Consider the following 20,943-nt stretch of genomic DNA (forward strand, 5'->3'; position numbering starts at 1 on the left):
AAAATTTTGGTATTTTTGACAGTGATTTGAGAAGCGATAGACTGCCAGTCCGCAACGCGATCGCATATTCTCCATTTGAAATTTTATTTTTGGTCATTTGTCAAAAAAATTAGATGCGTTTTCCCTGGCCGTAGAAGTGAGAAGATGATTTTTTGATCACTAATTAAACGGACATGATATAAGAAGGAGAAAATTGGTATAAGTCCTGTATCTGTTATAATCAAATCAAAAAAGTTGGTGAGTTGAATAATGCTTAAAATAGCTATTGATGGTTTAGATGCTGTCCAAGCTACAGAAGAAATTCTGGAAATTGAAGGTATAGAAGGTAGTTATAAAATAGATGCAGATGGCAATCAAAAAGGGATTGATTTAGCAACCATTCTGACAATAGTTGGAATTGGTTCAGGAACTTCTGTTATTATTAATAATACTTTAACCATTGCAGAGAAGATTTTTCAGTGTTTCAAAAAACATGAGAAAAAACTAGAGAAGGTCGAAATTGTTTCTGGAGAAAAGCGACTTTTACTGAAAGATGCAACTGTAGAACAAATCAAAGATATTTTGGAAAGTTTCGGATAAAATAGCTATGCAAATTCTCCACTTAAACTTGAAATTAATAGGGGATGATTATGCCCAATTCCGATACTTTTGGAATAATCCCAATGATTACCAATCTTATCAATTATCTCTGACAGAAATTTCTGCTCTAATTGAAAAGTTAGAGAGAGGTTATTACACTAGACTGCCAGACGAATACGCCAAAACTGGTCAAAGACTTTATAATTGGTTAGATGGAAATGACCGTATTTTGCAAAGAGAATTAGATAAAAATCAACGGGAAGGAATTGTTTTAGCAATTTCTACTTCCGAAAGATTAGCTCATTTACCTTGGGAGTTGCTCCATGATGATAATGGATTTTTAGTTCAGCGTAAACCTGCCATTATTCCTGTTCGTTGGATGACAGATAATCAACAACTTTTTTTTCAAAATCAACCTCATAACCGAGCATTAAATGTTGTGTTTATTGCAAGTTCCCCCCGCAATACGAGAGACGATTTTTCTGAACTTGATTTTGAAGCGGAGGAGGGAAGTATTTTAGAGGCAACTAAGCGATCGCCTCTATATTTAGAAGTAGAAGAAAGTGGTTGTTTGACTGAGTTAGGTTATCTAGTGGAAAGTCAGGAAGAGAATTTTTTTGATGTTGTTCATCTCACAGGCCATGCAAAACTTCGGAACAATAAACCTTGCTTTGTTACTGAGACAGAATATGGAGAAGCAGAATATAGTAGTGCCGAAGATATTGCTACAGAGTTACAATTTCAGCACCCAAAACTGATTTTTTTATCCGGTTGTGGGAGTGGATATTCACATCGGGAAAATATTCCGTCAATGGCAGAATCTTTATTAAGTCAAGGTGCAACAGCAGTTTTAGGATGGGGCGATCGGGTATTAGATACAGACGCAACGACAGCAGCAGCAAAACTATATCAGGGATTGTCTTCTGGTAAGGGAGTAACGGTAGCATTAGCGGAAACTTACCAAGAATTAATTAAGGTTAATGCTAGAGACTGGCATAAATTACGACTTTATGTGGCGGGTAGTTTACCGGGAGCGTTAGTAACTCCCTTGAGAAAACCAGGTAGAAAACCTGCACCCCGTTACCAGAAAACTATTGAATTTAGAGATCCAGAAGGCAAACTTAGGGTTGCTACTCGTCAAGATTTTGTTGGCCGTCGTCGTCAGTTACAAAATTGTCTCCGTGCTTTTAAGTTGGATGAGAAGTTGGGAGTATTAATTCATGGTATGGGAGGTTTGGGAAAAAGTACCATTGCTTCTCGACTTTGGGAACGTTTATCGGAATATGAAAATGTTTTATGGTGGCGACAAATTGATAATTCTAATTTAGTGGAAAAATTGGCGGATAAATTGAGAGATGCTGACCTACGTTTTGCCTTAAAGAATAACCAAGATGAACTTAAATATAGGTTGCGAGATTTGTTTGAAAATTTGATTGAAGCTGGAGAAAAACCTTTTCTTTTTCTTTTCGATGACTTTGAATGGAATCTCGAACCTCGTGAAGGCGGATATGTTTTGAAACCTGAAGCGGCAGAAGTTTTAAATGCTTTGGTTTTTGCAATTCGAGAAGTAGGTGCGAGGGAAAAAATTATTATTACTTGTCGTTATGAGTTTCAATCTGATTTATTAAATGAGTTTTGGGTACAAGGTTTAGACGCATTTAGAAAAGCTGACTTAGAGAAAAAGTTGAAACGTCTGGAGAATTTTAAGTCGGGAAAAGTTGATGAAAAGTTAATCGCAAGAGCGTTAAAACTTGCAGATGGAAATGCTCGTTTATTGGAATGGTTGGATAAAGATGTGCTTGGTTGTGAGGATATTGAGGAGAAGTTAAGTCAGCTTGAATCTGGTTCTGAAGATTGGCAAGGAAAGATTATTTTGTCTGAACTTTATGCACAAGTTGATAAAAAAATTGTGCGGGTATTGAGTCATTGTTTGGTGTTTGAAATTCCTGTACCGATGTTAGCTTTAGAGGCGGTTTGTGAGTCTATTTCTGGTTATAAAGAACAACTAAATAGAGGGATTGATTTAGGTTTGATAGAGGTTAGTTCGGAAGTAGAAGAATCTGAGCGTCTTTATCGAGTTTCGCGGATTTTACCTCGTATTATTTCGAGTATTAAATTGCCGGGAGTTCCTGATGTTTATTCTTTGTATGAAAAAGGTTTGAAAAAGTTGTTTGAGGTATGGGGCAGGAGAGACAATAGAAGTCAGGAAAAATGGCGTGAGATTTTCCGTTTAATGTTTGCTAACAAAGAAAATTCTCAGAGATTTCGACGGGGGTTTTATCAAATGCTTGATGCTGATTTTTCTGAAGTTGATGAAGCTTATGAGTCTGAACTTAGGCAAAGCAAAACTGAACTATCAGAGGATAATTTTTATGTTAAATTAGAAGAATATTTGTGTCAAGATGAATGGATAAAAGCTGATGAAGAGACAGCATTTATTTTGTATCAAGTAATGGCATTAAACAATATTCACAAAGAAGATATTCATGAGGAGATTCCACTTTCAATACTTAGAAAAATAGACCAAATTTGGGTAAAATATAGTAAAGGTAAGTTTGGCTTTTCTGTCCTAGAGGGAACTTATCAGAATTTGGTTAGTACGAGAGAATGTAATGAACAAGTATGGGAAGCGTTCTGTAACGAAGTCGGATGGCGTGAAGTGGAATGGTTGGATGACTCTGACCTAACTTCTGGTGAATACACATTTGGATTGGCACCTTCCCTTCTACAGGGGCCTTGTGTATACTAAGCTAGAACCGTTAAGATAAAAAAATTTTTGAAACTCAATTTCGTGAGTTTTCTCTATTTCAGCATTTTTGATACTTGGTACAGTTCAGTTATCAGTTATCAGTTTTTTATAACCCATTTCTCCCTCTACACATCATTAAAAAATTGCATTGCCACCTCTTGTTGTGAGGTACTTATACTTTTCTATTCAACCTCTTAGATTTTCCTTTGACAAATGTAGCGATAAGTGACATTAATTAATTTGAGTAACAGTAGGTTGGGTAGAACGAAGTGAAACCCAACAAACAATACCAAATTTAAAACAAGCAGTTAGAGTTGGGTTTATCCTTCGGATAAGCTGCGCTAACGTTACCTCAACCCAACCTACAAACTGCCATATCCTTCCAAAGTAATTATTAGAGGTTTTTATGAATTTAAAATTAGTTAAATCCCTAGCATAAATTATTAATAACTTAACCCCAGAAGAAAAACAGGTTTTGGGGACAATGATTAATTTAATTCAAGATAATAACCAACCTGAAAATCAGTCTTGGCATGAATTTATTGAAAACACTTATGGCAGTATCCAAGATGAAACTTTTGTTAGATATTCTCAAGGTAATTTTGAGCAGAGAGAATTATTTGAATATTAGATACTATAGCAAATCCCACAGTTACAAAGTACATTTAAAATCCCCCTAAATCCCCCTTGGAAAGGGGGATTTTGAAGGCTCCCCTCACTGAAATTACCATGACTAAAACTCTATTAAAACCAGAAAATTCAACTCTATTAACAGGAATTAAATGGGAAACCTATCAAGCATTATTGTTAGATTTAGCAGAAAATCCTGGTAAAAAATTGACCTACGACCAAGGTACATTAGAAATTATGACTCCCTTACCAGAACATGAAATTAATAAAGGTTTTTTAGGACGACTGGTACAAACAACTACAGAAGTATTAGGATTAGAAATATCGAGTCTTGGTTCGACAACATTAAGTCGAAAAGATTTGCAAAAAGGGGTTGAACCAGATGAATGTTATTACATCACCAATGAGGAATTAGTACGAGGTAAAATTAAATTTGATTTAGATCGCGACCCACCTCCAGATTTAGCAATTGAGATTTATATTACCAGCAGTTCTTTAGACCGTTTAACAATTTATGCTGCTTTAGGTATCCGAGAAATATGGAGATTTGATGGAGAAAAATTATTTATTTATTGTTTGGAAAATGGGAGTTATCAGGAGCGAGAAAAGTCAAATGTTTTGCCAATTTTATCCAAGTCAGTTATTTTAAACTTTCTCATTAGGCGAGGAGAAAAAGGAGAGAATGCTTTACTCCGTGAATTTCGTCAATGGTTAGAAAAATTTACCTAGAAATGTCTATTTTACTAAAAACAGAGTTTTATTCTAATAACTCTAATAAATGATATATAGGCTATTTCTATTGACTCCTGACTCCTGACTCCTGACTCCTAAAAAATGCAGTTACAGCCATCATTCCCCAAATAACTCCTAAACGAAATTTAGTTGCAGAATGTACTTCAAATTGAGCAGATACTAATAACTGATGTAATTCTGCTTGGGTATAACATTGTTGATGAGCAGGGTCGAAAATTTGTAAGAACCAGTCACAAATTCTACAGACAAAATAATCTTTATTCCAGTCAATAATTATTACTTTACCATTTGGTTTAAGCACCCGTTTCATTTCTCCTAATGCTACTTGAGGTTTGTCAAAAAAATGAAAAGAATTAGCACATACAACTACATCAAAAGAATGACTGTTAAATGGCAATGAATGAACAGATGCTTGTTGAAACTTAACGTTAGAATAAGCCTGATATTTTTTCCTAGCTACATTTAACATATTTTCAGATATATCAACTCCTATAATTTCTTGTTTTAGATTTTTGTCAAGCAAAAGTCTTTCAAATTCCCCAGTGCCACAAGCAACATCTAAAATACTTGCTTGTGGCTCAATTTGCTCCCAATTATGTAGAAAGGTAAGAGTATTAATTATATAATTACGCCAGCGTAAATCGTAAATATTAGCAAGTTCATCGTATTGCCTTTGAATTTTAATTTCGTTCATGTTATTTCAGTTATCAGTTATTAGTACTATAAATTTGAAAAAAGAATATTACTAATAATAAGGGCAGTCAAAATATTTTACCGAATAATTAAGGTTTAAAACCTCTCCTTTAAAGGAGAAAAAAGCGGTCGATCTTCGCAGCTTCCCGAAGGGTGGGATGGCGTTAGCGGAGCGGCTCTGTCAAGAGCGGGTTTCCTCGCCATATCCAATCGACCAAGAGAAGAAAAAATTTTCCCTTTTGCGTCAATTATCTTCTTTTCAAGGAGAGGTAATTATTAATTGTTGAAAGGAGATGTCTCTTTGACTAATAAGATAAGTTTTTAACTAATAAATGGTATCGAAGCTATTCATTCTGACTCCTGAATTCCCCTCCTGGGAGAGGTTAGGGGTGGGTTGACACCTAAAAAATTCCCCTAGCTATTTGTAGCAAACATTTATCAAATTGGTATACCTCCAGTTAAAGCTATAACCTTGAAATACTGAGGTTTATTTTTTCATCAATTTTTGAAGGTTATAGCTTGCCTAAACTTTTTCAATATATCAATACTTTTGACTTTTAACTTTTAACTTCCGCGTAGCGACACTAGATACATCAATTATTTATTCCTACTCCCTATTTTATGGAGAAGTTTAATATAGATACTTAACTTGGGGATATTTAGACAAAAATTTCACAAAATATAGCGTTTCCCAAGCTAATGAGGTACAGTTTTTTTTCTTATTTATCGATTCCTACAAAACCAGAGTTACCGAATAATTAAGGTTTAAAGCCTCTCCTTTAAAGGAGAAACAAGAAAAAAATTTCCTTTGAGTCAATCCTCTCCTTGAAAAGAAGAGGTAATTATTAATGATTAATTATTAATTATTGAATACTCCCTACTCCCTACTCCCTAAAACCAAGGAATTTTGTACCTCACGCTTTTTGGGAATTGCTATATACTTGACCAAATATTGATATAAAAAGTAAACTCTAGGAAAAATTAATTAATCATTTAACTAATCAAACATTATGATTTCTCTGAATAATCTGGGGGTAACTTACCAAGATGGCACAATAGCTTTACAGAACATTTCTGTTGAATTTACTCAAGGGGAATTCACGGTAATTTTAGGGTCTTCTGGGGCGGGAAAATCTACCCTCTTACGCTGTATAAACTTTCTTACTCATCCTACAAGTGGTCAAGTCATTACTGAAGGTAACAGTAATTTACATCACCCCAAAATATTACAAAAACATCGTCAAAGGACAGGAATGATTTTTCAACAACATCAATTAATTCCTCGACAAACAGCTCTGAAAAATGTTCTAGTAGGTCGTTTAGCTTATCATTCTACCCTGAGAAGTTTATTCCCTCTTCCTAAAAAAGATCAATATATTGCCTTAAACTGTCTAGAAAGAGTAGGTTTATTAGACAAAGCTTTAACACCTGTGAAAGCTTTAAGTGGAGGACAACAACAACGAGTAGGAATTGCTCGTGCTTTGGCCCAAAAACCTAAATTTCTCTTAGCTGATGAACCGATCGCTAGTTTAGATCCTGCCAGTTCTCATCAAGTTTTATCCAATTTACGAAATATTTGTCAGGAAGATGGAATTGGAGCTTTAGTTAGTTTACACCAAGTTGATTTAGCTTTAGAATATGCTGATCGTATTATTGGATTAGGTAAAGGGACTATTCTCTTTGATGGTAGTCCTTCAGAGATTAAAAACCAACAACTTGAAGAAATTTATCAAAGGGAACAGGGAACAGGGAATAGGGAATAGAAAAGAAGAAAAACAACTTTACCTCATAACTTTGGAAATTGCTATATATCTAACTCTACCTTTAAGTAAAACTGCATAAATGTTATTTATAACACATTAGAAAAAAAAGGGATTGACTTTTGATAGACAAGATTTATAATTATTTCATTAATTGTTTAGTCAAGACAGATTATGTTAAGTTTAATCCTCAAAAAAAATTTTTTGATAGTGGTTTTTTTGGCTTGGTTAGGTTTAGTGAGTTGTAGTAATTCTAATACTCAAACATCAAGTACAGAAAATCAGCCTACACAAGCAGATATAAAAGCTAACCCTGATAAATTAGTTGTTGCTTTATTACCAGATGAATCTGCAGCTACTGTCATTCAAAATAATAAAGGACTTGAGACTTATTTAGAAAATAAACTAAGTAAAGATATTGAATTATTTGTCAGCACTGATTATTCTTCTATGATTGAAGTGGCTAGCAAAGGACGTTTAGATTTAGCCTATTTTGGTCCATTATCTTACGTTTTAGCCAAAACTAAAAGTAATATTGAACCCTTTGCTGCTTTAGAAAAAGATGGAAAAACCACTTATCAAGCTCTAGTTATTGGTAATGCAGAATCAGGAATTGATTCCTATGAAAAAATAGAAGGAAAAGTTATGGCCTATGGCGATCAAGCTTCTACTTCTAGTCACTTAATTCCCAAGTCAATGTTAATGGAAAAAGGATTAAAACCAGGGGAAAATTATGAAGAAGTTTTTGCGGGTGCCCATGATGCTGTTGCTGTTGCTGTTGCTAATGGAAAAGCACAAGCGGGAGGGTTGAGCAAACCCATTTTCACTGCCTTAGTTGAGAGGGGAACAATTGATAAAAATAAGGTAATTATTATTGCTGAATCTAAACCTTTTCCTCAATATCCTTGGACAATGCGTTCTGATTTAGAACCTGAACTTAAAGCACAAATTCAACAGGCATTTTTAGAATTAGAAGATGAAGCGATACTAAAACCATTTAAAGCAGATGGATTTCAATCAATTACAGATGAAGATTATAATGTGGTGAGAGACTTAGGAAAATTACTCGATCTTGATTTTGCTGAATTGAGTAAATAATAAATAAGCTGTCAGCTATCAGCTATCAGCTATAAGACCCGGATTAGTATAGTAATATTTAATTCTAAACCCTGCTCTTAAGCAGCTCAAGTTTCAATGAAGCTTTTATGTAAAACGAAAAGCAATAACTAATGGCTGATGGCTGACCGCTGACCGCTGAATGTTTACAAAAATTAGTCAATTTTCTTCTAAAAATTATCTTTACTGACAACTGATAAATGATAACTGATAACTGAAATAATGGTTACTTCTAATAAATTTGATAGTTTGCTCCGTCAACAACAAAGAAGTTGGTATATTTCTTTGACTAAAACATTGACTTTGTTAGGCATTATTTTAGTGAGCTTTGGGAGTGTGGGATTACTTGATGGACAACGGTTATCTGAGGGGGTTCCTGACTTAATTGGCATGGTTGGAGAAATGTTTCCGCCAGATTTTAGTCGCGCTCTAGACTGGATTAAACCTTTAGTTGATACTATTGCTATGAGTATTGCTGGAACAGGTATGGCTATTGCTCTTTCTCTTCCCCTTTCTTTAGGAGCTGCTCGTAATACTACACCTCATCCTTTTGTTTATTTCCTATCAAGAATGATTCTAAATATAGCCAGGGCAATTCCTGAATTAATTCTAGGAATTCTTTTTGTGGCAGCAGTTGGATTTGGCACACTTCCTGGGGTATTAGCATTAGGATTTCATTCAATTGGTATGGTGGGAAAATTTTTTGCTGAAGCTATAGAACATACAGATAATTCTCCGATTGAAGCTGCAAAATCTGCAGGTGCTAATCATTTACAAATTATTTTTCATAGCATTTTTCCTCAAATTTTTCCTCAAATTGCTGATGTGACTTTTTACCGTTGGGAATACAATTTTCGAGCTTCAATGGTATTAGGTGCTGTGGGAGCTGGTGGCATTGGGTTTGAGATTATTGGAGCCTTACGTTTACTCAAATATGAGGAAGTTTCCGCACTTTTATTGGTTGTGTTAATAATGGTTACTTTAGTTGATAGTTTAAGTAATTATTTACGTCAAAAATTTATTTAATTCTAGTCAAAGAAAGAAGGAAGAAGGAAGAGGGAACAAAGAAGAAGGAAGAAGGAGTAAATATTGAAAAAAAGGGAAAAACTATAGGGTGCATCTCATATTTGCAAAAATACTTTTTTCCTATATATTCCCTATTCTCTATTCCCTGTTGCCTGTTGCCTAAAAACTATAAATTTTTGGCTTTATTCTTGCATTGAGATGCACCCAAACGATAGATATAACTATCTAAAATTAATTAGAGCAGCTATCTTTTTGTAGCATTTTTTTTAATGTGGTATTACGCTGGCGAAGCCAGAAACTCGGTTTTTGATGTTTACTATTAAAAATCAACCTTCTTCCTTTTTCCTTCCTCCTTCTTCCTTCTTCCTTTTTCCTTCCTCCTTCTTCCTTCTTCCCTCTTCCTTCCTCCTTCTTCCTTCCTCCTTCCTCATTATGAATAAAAAACCTAAAGTTGTTATTACCCATTGGATTCATCCTGAAGTTATTGATTATTTGAGTCAAAGTTGTGATGTTATTCTCAATCAAACTCAAGACACATTATCTCGTGAAGAAATTATCAAACGAACTAAAGAAGCTGAAGGTTTAATGGTATTTATGCCTGACTATATTGAATCGAGTTTTTTAGATGCTTGTCCCCAATTAAAAGTTATTGCAGGAGCTTTAAGAGGTTATGATAATTTTGATATAGATGCTTGTACAAAACGAGGTATTTGGTTCACAATTGTTCCCGATTTATTAGCAGCACCCACAGCAGAATTAACCATTGGTTTACTAATTGGATTAGGTCGTCGAATGTTAGAAGGCGATCGCCTAATTCGTGATACTAACTTTCAAGGATGGAAACCACAACTTTATAGTACCGGATTATTACATAAAACCCTAGGAATTGTAGGGATGGGAAAATTAGGAAAAGCTTTAGCTCAAAGATTAGTAGGATTTGAAATGAATTTACTCTACAGCGATCCTATTCCCTTATCTGTAGAACAAGAAACTGTCTGGAAAATCTCTAGAGTGTCTTTAGAAGAACTCTTAACAATTAGTGATTATGTAGTATTAATGGTACCCTTAATTCCTAATACCTATCATCTGATTAATCAAGATACCTTAGCTCAGATGAAACCAAACAGTTTCCTAATTAATCCTTGTCGGGGGTCAGTTGTAGATGAGACAGCGATCGCCTCAGCAATTCAATCAGGACATTTAGCTGGATATGCTGCTGATGTATTTGAGATGGAAGATTGGGCAATTCCTCATCGTCCTCAAGACATTTGTGAGGCATTAATAACCGAGAAAAATCAGACTTTTTTTACACCTCATATAGGTTCCGCTGTTGATGAAATTCGCCATGATATTGCTCTTGAAGCAGCTAAAAATATTATTCAAGTTTTATCAGGAAATATGCCTCAAGGAGCAATTAATAAGCTATAATATAGAATCAATTTGAATAATTACTATTCAAAAGACTAGAGGCAGATATGTAAAACCCCTAGTCTCTCATCAGTAACCTAATTATTTAAAACTTTTGATTGTAAATTTAGTTAATTTACAGCTTGACAATATTCTTCATAAACACCATCAAGCAATAAATTTAAAGCATCTACTGCCTTAGCTGCTGCTGATAATGCTTCCTGTTTTTCAACATCAGTTTCGCACATTTTTACTAATGCTTCTCTTGTAACTTGGCTGTGAATTTCATCAGCTTTTTCATGTACTTGAAAAAAGGCTAAAGCTGATTCAGAATTAATGCCATAAAATTCTTTCAAACCAGCAATTTTAGTAGTAGCTACTTCAGGAATTTGAGACTCATAAGCATAAAGAGCAGCTAAACCTTTTGCCGGATTTTCACTGCGGGATAACTCTTTGAGAATACTTACAGATTCCTTGGTTTTTGCTAAATGTTGCCTATTCTTAACTGCCTCTCGTTTTACACCCAAACCTTCCGCAAAACGTAACCATAATTCCGGATGATTTGCTGCTCCCATTTCCTCTTCCATGAGATTTTCCAAGAGCATTTTACGAGTTTCTAAATCATCACAAGCTGCATGAGTAGCACTAACATAAGTGGGGAAATAATGAACTTGTAGATAATACTCTTGAGCATACTCTTGCAACATTTCTAGAGAAAGTTTTCCTTCATTCCACATTTGGTAGAAAGAATGCTTAAGTAAATGTTGTTTTTCAATAATCTCATCAAGTTGTGCAAGGAAATCTTGTGCAGTCATTTGTGTATTTTGAAGCAACATACTTATTTAGTAAATTAATAGTTTCAGATATGGATATTATCATATGTTGCTCTATAGCGCTACGCGCAAGTCAGAAGTCAGAAGTCAGAAGTAATCCCTGATTGAGTTTGAGTGTTTACAATTGCCCTAACCTATTTGCGTACTGCTATAACTAAAATTTATCGTCCTCACTAAAAGATGTAGTGCTATAGTTTGGAAGATATTTAGCCATTACCATATATTTGTAACTACGTCAAACCATTGTTAGAGCAACTGATGAAAATTAGTCAATCTTTGTTGAATAAATATCAGGTAATTTCTTGAAAAACAACGAAATAATCATGGTTTTGGGCTTAAAAATCTTATCAAGTCACAAATACCCTTGGATTATTATCTATTAATTTTATCATGGGAAAGCTGAAACTATTGAAACTCCGTTAGCTAATTGAGGCTTTTTTTGATGTTTTTTGTCAGAGGTTGATGACAAAGTTGAAAAATTTAAAATTAGAAGCTGAAATTGATAATTAAAACTTTTCAAATAGCGATCGCTGAAGTCAGGAATGAGAATTCAATAATGGGACTTACACAAAGTAGAGTGTTGACATCCTCCCGACGCTGCTCTTACGAGACAGCGCGGGATTCCCTAGCATTGCTGTTAGGGGTTTTCTGCCTCATCGCACCTGTCCTCTGGGATTTGTTCCCTTCAGATCTTACGGTCGCTCCGCAGACTGACACTGCTAGCCCAGCAGCCAAAATATTTATACTTGCATTTATATCCCTATCATGGTGACTACCACAGGAGTGACAATCCCACTCTCTAATCTTTAGAGGTAATTTTTCTACTACATGACCACAGTTAGAACTCGGAAAATCCTTATATTCCAACAACTAACAGCAAGTTGTTACTAGTTACATCTTTAAAAATCTTGAAATTTAGGATAGACTGTACCAGCCTCATCACAAATGCGGGATGTTTTTTTGAAAAACAATAACTAAAATACTAACAGACTCCATAAACATATCTTAATCAAGTAACAAAAAAATGATGATCAACGATCCTCAAAAACTATTAACTACCCCAATCGATGATAACTGGAAAATACCAAATAGGGTACTAGAAATTCCCCCTCATGGTATTCCTTTACATCCAAAAAGCCTAGAAAAATTATTACTTACAGCCAAAGAAGATAATTCCATAATTGTTTTTCAACCAACTTTGCCTATTCTCTCAGAATTAGGTTTACCCACTTATCCGATATTAGCCTATTTATATCCCCAACAATTCAGTAACATCTGGCATAAATTACAGCCACAAATTGAAGATTTCTTAACAGGTAAAAAAAACGATCGCATTCCTTTGACCTTAATATCTGAAATTGATATTGATGAACAACTACATTACTTTACTGACCATTATGGAAAAGCAATTAATCCCTCTTATGTCAGAGTAATTGTCGGTAATACCTGCAATCTCAAATGTGTCATGTGTCCCTATCACAGTTCTCTGTTAAAACCAACTCATACCACAGACTTTTTTCAAGGGAAAAAACAGATGTCTTGGCAAATGATGGAACGACTAGCACAAGACTGTGGCAAAGCCGGAATTACCATTTTTATTGGCAGTGTTGAAGAACCTCTTCTACATCCTCAAATTATAGATTTTATTCAACTCTGTAGACAGCAAGGAGTTCCTAAAGTTCATCTGACAACTAATGGTCAACTGCTGGATGAGACTAGAGCTACAGCATTATTAAAAGCCGGATTAACCAGTATTGATATTAGTATTGATGCAGCAACTCCAGAAACTTATTTAAAAGTTAGAGGAGCTGATTTTAACCGAGTAGAATCTAATGTAATTAATTTCCTGAAAATTAGAGATAAATTAGGAATTTCCTGTGAAGTCAGAACATCCTTTGTCAGAAATCAAGATGTAACAGAAGCAGAAGAACAACTATTTTTTAATCGTTGGTTATCGAAAGTAAATAGTATTTTTATTTTAAATGTCGCCGAATATCAACAAACCAATATGCGACTCAAAAAAACTAATCAAGCAGTACAAAAATCTCTCCAATATTATCAACAAAAAGCTCAAGAAAGGTGGCCTTGTTTATTTCCTTTTATAGAAATGGCAGTCTTGCCCGATGGCAGAATATATTATTGTATAGAAACTTTATTTAGATTAGGCTTTGACAAAGATATTGAAAGTTTAGGAGATTATCATCAACAAACATTACAAGAAATTTGGTCTGGAGAATTATTTAAGCAACTGCGACGAGATTTAATATTGAATGAATTAGAAAAAAGAACAGCTTGTAAAGATTGTGATATGTGGATGTCACAAGTTATTAATAGAGAAACAAAAGATGAATGTCAAGTTCTGAGTACTACAGTCACAGAAATTTATTCTCAAGTTTAATAAAGTTTCATCCTTAACTGCAGGTGGGCCTTTTAGAGTCTGGTGACGGTTGAATGAAAAATACAAAAATTAACATTGGGAAGTCTCAAGATATGCTATCTATACTGATGTATAGAGTATCTTTGTCGTCAATATATTGCGGTTGATCCATAAGTACCTTGTATTTCTCAAATAGTTGATTTACTTGGCTCTGAAAATTTAACTTTTGGCTCAGATTATCCACAAATGGATTGTCAGTCATATACTGTTAAAAGTGTTGTAGAGCTTAAGGAAAAGTTATCTCAAGAATATGGTGAACAAAATTGTTTGGGATAATCCCAGATATTTTTATGGTTTGATTTAATTAATAAAAAAAAGGAGAGAACTTATGTTTGGAGGTCGTAATTTATTTCATAAGGCTAGTAAAATTAGTAAACTATCGAGAGAAAAAAATATAAATTCTCATTCGGTAGAGTTTCTCACGCGTCTTTATCAGCAAGCAAAGCAAATTTCTCAAATCATTACCTATATTTGGCGATGGGCTGATGAAGAGAGTCCGGAAAATGCAGATAAAAAAAATACTGCTAATGAATTAAAAGCTTACTTTATGAAACCAACTACAGGTGATGAAGTCGGTGAAAATTTAAAAAAATTGTTCAGAGCTAGTCCTCAATGTCCAGGTAAAGAATGGGACTTGCTGCAAGCTGTTTTTGGTCCAGAGATAAATGAAAAATATATTTTTCCTATCTTTGACGAATTTGAACTGGGTGAAAGCGATACTGAGTTCCTTGGTTACTTATTTAATGTCAACATTAATTCTTTTAATGGAGTGATGAAAGATCCAGATATCAATTCTGCATACCTGTTTACATTTGAAATTCCCTATCCTCCATGCCCCCCAATCGGAAATTCAACAGTGACAATAGAAGATTTGGATAATTGGATAGCTAACAGAGAAGAAGATACATATTTTTCAGAAAATCCTTATATTCCAACAACCTGTAGTTAGTTGTTGCTAATTACATCTTTAAAAATCTTGACATTTAGGATAGACTTCACCCGCCTCGTAACAAGTGCGGGATTTTTTTATGGGTACAATTAAGTACGAAGAGCCACTCCTTCACTGGTAAAAATAACTACCTCAAAACCTTACTTACTTGATAAAATATGATGAAAGACTATGAAATCATCAAAAAAATCTATGAAAGTTCTAACTCCTTAGTTTATAGAGCCACCCTAAAGCCAGATAATCAATCTATTATTCTGAAAATCCTGAAAGAAAACTACCCTACTGCTTCTGAACTCACCCGTTACAAACAAGAATATAAAATTACTCGTTCTTTAAATGCAGATAGTATTATTAAAGCTTACGACTTACAAAGATATGAAAATAGTTTAGTAATACTTCTAGAAGACTTCGGCGGTCAATCTCTAAAATCATTACTATCCCAATCTCAATTAAACTTAGAAAACTTTCTAACCATCGCCATCAAAACAACAGAAAGTCTAGCAGCAATTCATAAGTCTAATATTATCCACAAAGACATTAACCCCTCAAATATTGTCTATAACCCCCAAACAGAACAACTAAAAATCATTGACTTTGGCATATCTACCCGTTTATCCCAAGAATTTCTCACAGTCGTTCCCCCCAACCAACTAGAAGGAACCTTAGCATATATCGCCCCAGAACAAACAGGTAGAATGAACCGAGGTATAGATTATCGTAGCGACTTTTATTCTCTCGGGGTAACTTTCTATGAACTTTTAACCAATAAACTACCTTTTGAAACAACTGACCTCATGGAGTTAGTTCATTGTCATATTGCCCAACAACCATTACCACTACATCAACTAATTCCCGATATTCCTAATTCTATCTCTAACATCATCAACAAACTATTAGCAAAAACCCCAGAAGAAAGATATCAAAGTACTCAGGGAATCAAAGCAGACCTACAAACCTGTCTAGAGCAATTAAAAACTTTAGGAGAAATTTCAGACTTTCCTTTAGCAACTCAAGATATTTGTGATAAATTTCAGATTCCTCAAAAACTCTATGGTAGAGAACAAGAAGTCGAGCAACTGTTAACAGTATTCGAGCAAGTTAGTCTGGGAACCACAGGAATGATTCTAATTTCTGGTTATTCAGGAATAGGCAAATCAGCATTAGTCAATGAAATTCACAAACCCATTACAAAAAAACGAGGAAAATTTATTAGTGGAAAATTTGACCAACTCCAGAGAGATATTCCTTATTCAGCAATTTCTCAAGGATTTCAAGAATTAATCCGTAAACTACTAAGTGAACCAGAAACTACCCTACAAAATTGGAAAAATCAAATCCTAGAAGCTCTAGGAAATAACGGTCAAATTATTATTGATGTAATTCCTGAGCTAGAAAAAATCATCGCTCAACAACCAGCAGTAGAACAATTAGGAGCTAGCGAAAATCAAAATAGATTTAATTTATTCTTTCAAAGATTTCTGAGTGTCTTTTGTCAAAAAGAACATCCTTTAGTAATCTTTATTGACGATTTACAATGGGCAGATTTACCATCTCTGAACTTAATTGAGCAACTAATTGTAGATCCTGACAACCAATATTTTCTGTTAATTGGAGCATATCGAGATAATGAAGTTAATTCTACTCATCCCCTAGTCAACACTTTAGAGAAAATTCAGACTGCACAAGTAGCAGTATCGGAGATTACCCTCGAACCATTAAAAATTCATCATATTAATCAATTAACCGCTGAAACTCTAAATTGCTCCACAGAAATCACCAAACCTTTAGCGGAATTAGTTGCCAAAAAAACAGGAGGCAATCCATTTTTTATCACTCAACTGCTTAATTATTTATATCAAGAAAGTTTCTTAGCATTTAAACCAGCTCAATCTCCTAGTTACTGGCAATGGGATATAGAAGAAATTGAAAGTGTATCGATTACCGATAATGTAGTTGAATTGATGGTAAATAAAATTGAAAAATTGGATGAAAAAACTCAACAAGTTCTTAAATTAGCTGCTTGTATCGGCAATAATTTTAATTTAGAAATTCTGGCGATCGTTAATAATAAATCTCAAACAGTCACAGCTAAAGAAATACAGTCAGCTCTAGATGAAAGTTTAATAATTCCTCTAGACAATAATTATAAAGTTCCTTTGCTTTGGAGTTCAGAAGAATTATCAAATAGCTCAGACATCTCATCTCAACATTCTACATATATTTCCTACAAATTTTTACATGACCGAGTACAACAAGCTGCTTATTATTTGATACCAGAAGCAGAAAAAAAGCAGGTTCATCTACAAGTAGGTCGTTTGCTACTAAAAAATATTCAAGAAGATGAATTACAGAATAATATTTTTGATATTGTTAATCAACTTAACGAAGGTTTAGACTTAATTTATGAGCAATTAGAAAAAGATGAGTTAGCTAAATTAAATTTTCAAGCTGGAAAAAAAGCTAAAGCATCGACTGCTTATCAAATAGCATTAAAGTATTTAGAAACAGGGGTAAAACTTTTAGATTTTCACCAATGGAATTACCAAAGTTCATTAATATTTGAAATTCATCTAGAATTATTAGAACTTCTTTATTTAACAGCTAATTATCTAAGAGTTCAAGATTGCTCTGAGATTTTGCTAAGTAAAAATTACGAGACTTTAGATAAAGTAAAGATATATGAGATTAAGAGTTTATCTTATTTTGCTGAACTGAAGCAACAAAAAGCAATAGAAAATTTTTGTAAGGCATTGGCATTACCCAAAATTGACATTGATGTGCCTCAAGATGGTGATGAAATCATAAAAAGAACCAATCAAGAATCTAAGCATTTAGAATGTCTGTTAAACAATAAACAGATTAAGGATTTAATTCATCTTCCAAAACTTACAAATCCTTATAAAACTTCGGCGATACTAATTTTACAAAAGATAGTACCTTCTATAGCTACTACCAATTCACCTCTAGTAAATTGGTGTATATTCAAGCAAATTAATCTCTGTATTGAATATGGTAATCCTTCTCAAGCAGCTGCTAGCTATATTTTTTACAGTTTTCTTCCCACTAACGATACTAACTTAGCATATCAGTTTGGACAGCTGTCTCTAAAGTTGCAAGATAAGTATTATATGCCCTCACTAGATGCTCTGGTAATCCATATGTATTATGGCTGTGCATGGCATTGGAAAGAATATTTGAGAAATATTGAAGTCCATAAAAAATGCTTATATGGCTTTCAAAAAGGCATAGATGTAGGAGATTATCTTTTTGCTTTTTACTGTTTCATTAGTTATCATCTTATCAATTTATTTGGAGGATATAGTTTAGAAAATATTTTGAAAAAAGATGAAGAATATTTTCCTTTGATTCAGAAACTTCAAATAGAATACTGTATTAATTTTCAACATATCTGTAATCAAATAGTAAACAATTTAATTAATGAGCAAAAAGATTTTATTGTTATTGGTGATTCTTTATCAATAGAAGAATCGTATTTAGATGACTGGAGTGAAAATAAAAATACATGGTTGTTATTTATAGCTTATTTTGCAAAAATATTTCTACTTTACTTTTTCAAACAATACGATAAAGCCCTTAATTATCCAATCAAAGCTCAAAAAAATATTGATGCTTGTTCCAAATACTTGCCTGCACCTCAGCAGAATTTCTATTCATCTCTTACTTTCCTAGCTAATTACCATAATTCAGATCCAATTAAACAGAAACAATTACTCAAACAAGTAGAAAAAAATCAGGAAAGCATGAAAATGTGGACTGGAAATTGCTCAGAAAACTTCCAGCACAAATACGATTTAGTAGAAGCAGAAAAAGCACGAGTATTAGGACAAACTTTACAAGCGCAACAACTGTACGATCGCGCCATTCAAGGAGCAAAAAAATATGAATTTATCCATGAAGAAGCTTTAGTTTATGAACGAGCAGCAGAATTTTATCTTGCCCTTTACAGACAAGAAATAGGTCAATTTTACCTCAGAAATGCCCATCATTGTTACATCCGTTGGGGAGCAAAAGCTAAAGTCAAACAATTAGAAGAGGAATATCCCCAATATTTATTAGGAGTAGCAAATAAAAATAAATCAAAAGGTATTAGTACAACTATTTCTACCTCCGGTAATCATGGAGAAATTCTCGACTTAACCACAGTAATGAAAGCATCTCAAGCAATTTCTGGTGAAATTAAGCTGGAAAATCTCCTGCACAATTTAATGAAAATTACCATCGAAAATGCTGGAGCACAAACAGGATTTTTAATTCTCTACCATCAAGGAAATTGGGTTATAGAAGCTCAAGGAAAAATAAACAGCGACGAAGTAACAATTTTACAATCAATTCCCATCGAATCTACAGACCCTCAAACATCAATTCCCATATTACCAACTACCATTATTAACTATGTAATTCGCACTCAAGAAAATATTGCACTCAACGACGCAGCTAACCAAGGACAATTTATTAATGACCCCTATATTATCGCCACAAAAAGTAAATCAATTCTCTGCACTCCCCTAATTAATCAAAGTCAATTAAGCGGAATAGTTTATTTAGAAAATAATTTAACCACAGATACATTCACCTCAGAAAGAGTCGAACTATTAAACATTTTATCTGCTCAAGCAGCAATTTCTATCGACAATTCCCGACTTTATCAAACCCTAGAACAAAGAGTAGAAGAACGCACAAAAGAACTATCTCAAACCTTAGAAGTTCTCAAAGCAACTCAAGCAGAACTAATCTTTGAAAATGAACTACTAAAAACTGGCAAACCAACCTCTGATTTTAATTATAAAGTAGGTGGAAGTTTGCCCAATAATTCCCCTACTTATGTAGTCCGGCAAGCCGATCGCTCCCTCTATCAAGCCTTAAAACAGGGTGAATTTTGTTATATTTTGAATGCCCGACAAATGGGAAAATCTAGTCTGATGGTCAGAATGATCCACCATCTCAACCATGAAGGACATCATTGTGCCGCAATAGATTTAACTCAAATTGGTAGTGAAAACGTCACCGTAGAACAATGGTATAAAGGATTAGCAGTGGATCTATTGCGAAGTTTTCGTTTAATGAAAAAATTTAACTTAATCAAATTAAAAACTTGGTGGAATGACAGATTAGATATTTCTCCGGTACAAAGATTAAGTCAATTTATTGAAGATATTTTATTAGTTGAACTGAATAATGAAAACGATGAATCTATCAAAAAAGTCTTCATTTTTCTTGATGAAGTTGATACAATTTTAAGCTTGAAATTTCCAGTAAATGACTTTTTTGCCCTGATACGCTCTTGCTACAATAAACGAATGATTCATCCAGAATCTATATACCAGAATCTCGCCTTTGCTTTTTTTGGGGTAGCAACTCCTTCAGAATTAATGACTGATATGAGAAGAACCCCTTTTAACATTGGTCAAACAATTGAACTAGAAAGCTTCAAAAAACATGAAGCACAACCTTTATTATATGGAATAACAGAAAAAGTTAGTAATCCTCAAACCATGCTGCAAGAAATATTAAACTGGACTGGAGGACAACCTTTTTTAACTCAAAAACTATGTCAATTAATTCGTAATTCAGAAATACCAATTCCAGTCAATGGTGAAGCTAAGTGGATAGAAAACTTAGTACAAGAAAAAATCCTGAAAAATTGGGAAAGTCAAGATGAACCAGAACATTTAAAAACAATACGCGATCGTATTTTTCATAGTAAAAATAGAAGACAAATGCTCGAAATTTATCAACAATTATTAGAGCAAAAAGAGATAATGAGAACAAACATTCCAGAAGAAAAAGAATTATGTTTATCAGGACTGGTAATTAAGCAAAATGATTTGCTGAAAATTCATAACCGCATTTATGAATTAATATTTAATCACAGTTGGACTGAAAAAAATCTGCTTGAGTTGAGCTAATAGTCAGGAGTTAGTCCTCAGAAGTCAGTTCTCAGAAGTCAGGAGTAATTGTGAAATATTCTATTCTGGTCTCCGTTCTACTAA

At 33.8% G+C, this 20,943-nt stretch carries 16 protein-coding genes; 11 read left to right on the forward strand and 5 right to left on the reverse strand.

Translation table 11 applies throughout. From position 1 onward, the window contains the following. Nucleotides 1-249 precede the first annotated feature (249 nt). The 4 genes from F6K06_RS25495 to F6K06_RS25510 all read left to right on the forward strand — a co-directional run bounded on the left by F6K06_RS25495 (nucleotide 250) and on the right by F6K06_RS25510 (nucleotide 4,687). Nucleotides 250-579, forward strand: coding sequence for a hypothetical protein (locus F6K06_RS25495; RefSeq protein ID WP_124144073.1), 330 nt, complete (start codon nucleotides 250-252; stop codon nucleotides 577-579). 7 nt (nucleotides 580-586) lie between these two features. Continuing rightward, the gene (locus F6K06_RS25500) at nucleotides 587-3,328 is read left to right on the forward strand and encodes a CHAT domain-containing protein (RefSeq protein WP_124154439.1); all 2,742 of its coding nucleotides are present in this window, start codon (nucleotides 587-589) and stop codon (nucleotides 3,326-3,328) included. 484 nt (nucleotides 3,329-3,812) lie between these two features. Then, a complete protein-coding gene (locus F6K06_RS25505) occupies nucleotides 3,813-3,959 on the forward strand; it encodes a hypothetical protein (RefSeq protein ID WP_161564406.1) in 147 nt (48 codons plus the stop codon). A gap of 98 nt (nucleotides 3,960-4,057) precedes the next feature. Continuing rightward, nucleotides 4,058-4,687: a Uma2 family endonuclease gene (locus F6K06_RS25510; protein WP_287243504.1), complete on the forward strand. Its 630-nt coding sequence runs from the start codon at nucleotides 4,058-4,060 to the stop codon at nucleotides 4,685-4,687. Nucleotides 4,688-4,754: 67 nt separating this feature from the next. Here F6K06_RS25510 and F6K06_RS25515 read toward each other — a convergent pair whose 3' ends face one another. Continuing rightward, nucleotides 4,755-5,405: a class I SAM-dependent methyltransferase gene (locus F6K06_RS25515; protein WP_124144075.1), complete on the reverse strand. Its 651-nt coding sequence runs from the start codon at nucleotides 5,403-5,405 to the stop codon at nucleotides 4,755-4,757. A 1,009-nt stretch (nucleotides 5,406-6,414) separates the two neighbouring features. Here F6K06_RS25515 and phnC point away from each other — a divergent pair. The 3 genes from phnC to phnE all read left to right on the forward strand — a co-directional run bounded on the left by phnC (nucleotide 6,415) and on the right by phnE (nucleotide 9,306). Further along, nucleotides 6,415-7,167, forward strand: coding sequence for a phosphonate ABC transporter ATP-binding protein (gene phnC / locus F6K06_RS25520; protein WP_287243502.1), 753 nt, complete (start codon nucleotides 6,415-6,417; stop codon nucleotides 7,165-7,167). A 171-nt stretch (nucleotides 7,168-7,338) separates the two neighbouring features. Then, the gene (gene phnD, locus F6K06_RS25525) at nucleotides 7,339-8,262 is read left to right on the forward strand and encodes a phosphate/phosphite/phosphonate ABC transporter substrate-binding protein (RefSeq protein ID WP_287243500.1); all 924 of its coding nucleotides are present in this window, start codon (nucleotides 7,339-7,341) and stop codon (nucleotides 8,260-8,262) included. A 240-nt stretch (nucleotides 8,263-8,502) separates the two neighbouring features. After that, a complete protein-coding gene (gene phnE / locus F6K06_RS25530; protein ID WP_192901080.1) occupies nucleotides 8,503-9,306 on the forward strand; it encodes a phosphonate ABC transporter, permease protein PhnE in 804 nt (267 codons plus the stop codon). A gap of 231 nt (nucleotides 9,307-9,537) precedes the next feature. On the opposite strand, the gene F6K06_RS25535 is transcribed toward phnE, so the two are convergent. Further along, on the reverse strand, nucleotides 9,538-9,771 hold the full coding sequence (locus tag F6K06_RS25535) for a hypothetical protein (RefSeq protein WP_192901081.1): 234 nt from the start codon (nucleotides 9,769-9,771) through the stop codon (nucleotides 9,538-9,540). Between F6K06_RS25535 and F6K06_RS25540 the strand changes: the two genes are divergently transcribed. Then, on the forward strand, nucleotides 9,739-10,734 hold the full coding sequence (locus F6K06_RS25540) for a phosphonate dehydrogenase (protein WP_124144079.1): 996 nt from the start codon (nucleotides 9,739-9,741) through the stop codon (nucleotides 10,732-10,734). The genes F6K06_RS25535 and F6K06_RS25540 overlap by 33 nt on opposite strands. A 110-nt stretch (nucleotides 10,735-10,844) precedes the next feature. Here F6K06_RS25540 and F6K06_RS25545 read toward each other — a convergent pair whose 3' ends face one another. Together F6K06_RS25545 and F6K06_RS25550 are read right to left on the reverse strand one after the other, a co-directional pair. Next, complete coding sequence (locus tag F6K06_RS25545; RefSeq protein WP_192901082.1) at nucleotides 10,845-11,528, reverse strand: CADD family putative folate metabolism protein; 684 nt, start codon at nucleotides 11,526-11,528, stop codon at nucleotides 10,845-10,847. Between the two features lie 621 nt (nucleotides 11,529-12,149). Next, nucleotides 12,150-12,416, reverse strand: coding sequence for a zinc ribbon domain-containing protein (locus F6K06_RS25550; protein ID WP_375339373.1), 267 nt, complete (start codon nucleotides 12,414-12,416; stop codon nucleotides 12,150-12,152). 154 nt (nucleotides 12,417-12,570) lie between these two features. Here F6K06_RS25550 and F6K06_RS25555 point away from each other — a divergent pair, with 154 nt between their 5' ends. Beyond that, nucleotides 12,571-13,944, forward strand: a complete 1,374-nt coding sequence (locus tag F6K06_RS25555; RefSeq protein ID WP_124144081.1) for a radical SAM/SPASM domain-containing protein — start codon at nucleotides 12,571-12,573, stop codon at nucleotides 13,942-13,944. 85 nt (nucleotides 13,945-14,029) lie between these two features. Here the strand turns inward: F6K06_RS25555 and F6K06_RS25560 are convergent, their stop codons facing one another. Further along, entirely contained in the window at nucleotides 14,030-14,185 is a 156-nt protein-coding gene (locus F6K06_RS25560) for a hypothetical protein (protein WP_161564407.1), read from the reverse strand. 126 nt (nucleotides 14,186-14,311) lie between these two features. Here F6K06_RS25560 and F6K06_RS25565 point away from each other — a divergent pair, with 126 nt between their 5' ends. Further along, nucleotides 14,312-14,932, forward strand: coding sequence for a hypothetical protein (locus F6K06_RS25565; RefSeq protein WP_205127293.1), 621 nt, complete (start codon nucleotides 14,312-14,314; stop codon nucleotides 14,930-14,932). Between the two features lie 158 nt (nucleotides 14,933-15,090). After that, nucleotides 15,091-20,859, forward strand: a complete 5,769-nt coding sequence (locus F6K06_RS25570) for an AAA family ATPase (protein ID WP_287243496.1) — start codon at nucleotides 15,091-15,093, stop codon at nucleotides 20,857-20,859. The last annotated feature ends 84 nt before the right edge of the window (nucleotides 20,860-20,943 follow it).

This window comes from Okeania sp. SIO1H4, from assembly GCF_010672695.1.
Classification (GTDB): Bacteria; Cyanobacteriota; Cyanobacteriia; order Cyanobacteriales; family Microcoleaceae; genus Okeania; species Okeania hirsuta.

Bases quoted from the DNA above. Each gene is read 5' to 3' on its own strand.
- F6K06_RS25495 (WP_124144073.1), top strand. From the start codon at position 250: ATGCTTAAAATAGCTATTGATGGTTTAGATGCTGTCCAAGCTACAGAA.
- F6K06_RS25500 (WP_124154439.1), top strand. From the start codon at position 587: ATGCAAATTCTCCACTTAAACTTGAAATTAATAGGGGATGATTATGCC.
- F6K06_RS25505 (WP_161564406.1), top strand. From the start codon at position 3,813: ATGATTAATTTAATTCAAGATAATAACCAACCTGAAAATCAGTCTTGG.
- F6K06_RS25510 (WP_287243504.1), top strand. From the start codon at position 4,058: ATGACTAAAACTCTATTAAAACCAGAAAATTCAACTCTATTAACAGGA.
- F6K06_RS25515 (WP_124144075.1), bottom strand. From the start codon at position 5,405: ATGAACGAAATTAAAATTCAAAGGCAATACGATGAACTTGCTAATATT.
- phnC (WP_287243502.1), top strand. From the start codon at position 6,415: ATGATTTCTCTGAATAATCTGGGGGTAACTTACCAAGATGGCACAATA.
- phnD (WP_287243500.1), top strand. From the start codon at position 7,339: ATGTTAAGTTTAATCCTCAAAAAAAATTTTTTGATAGTGGTTTTTTTG.
- phnE (WP_192901080.1), top strand. From the start codon at position 8,503: ATGGTTACTTCTAATAAATTTGATAGTTTGCTCCGTCAACAACAAAGA.
- F6K06_RS25540 (WP_124144079.1), top strand. From the start codon at position 9,739: ATGAATAAAAAACCTAAAGTTGTTATTACCCATTGGATTCATCCTGAA.
- F6K06_RS25535 (WP_192901081.1), bottom strand. From the start codon at position 9,771: ATGGGTAATAACAACTTTAGGTTTTTTATTCATAATGAGGAAGGAGGA.
- F6K06_RS25545 (WP_192901082.1), bottom strand. From the start codon at position 11,528: ATGACTGCACAAGATTTCCTTGCACAACTTGATGAGATTATTGAAAAA.
- F6K06_RS25555 (WP_124144081.1), top strand. From the start codon at position 12,571: ATGATGATCAACGATCCTCAAAAACTATTAACTACCCCAATCGATGAT.
- F6K06_RS25560 (WP_161564407.1), bottom strand. From the start codon at position 14,185: ATGACTGACAATCCATTTGTGGATAATCTGAGCCAAAAGTTAAATTTT.
- F6K06_RS25565 (WP_205127293.1), top strand. From the start codon at position 14,312: ATGTTTGGAGGTCGTAATTTATTTCATAAGGCTAGTAAAATTAGTAAA.
- F6K06_RS25570 (WP_287243496.1), top strand. From the start codon at position 15,091: ATGATGAAAGACTATGAAATCATCAAAAAAATCTATGAAAGTTCTAAC.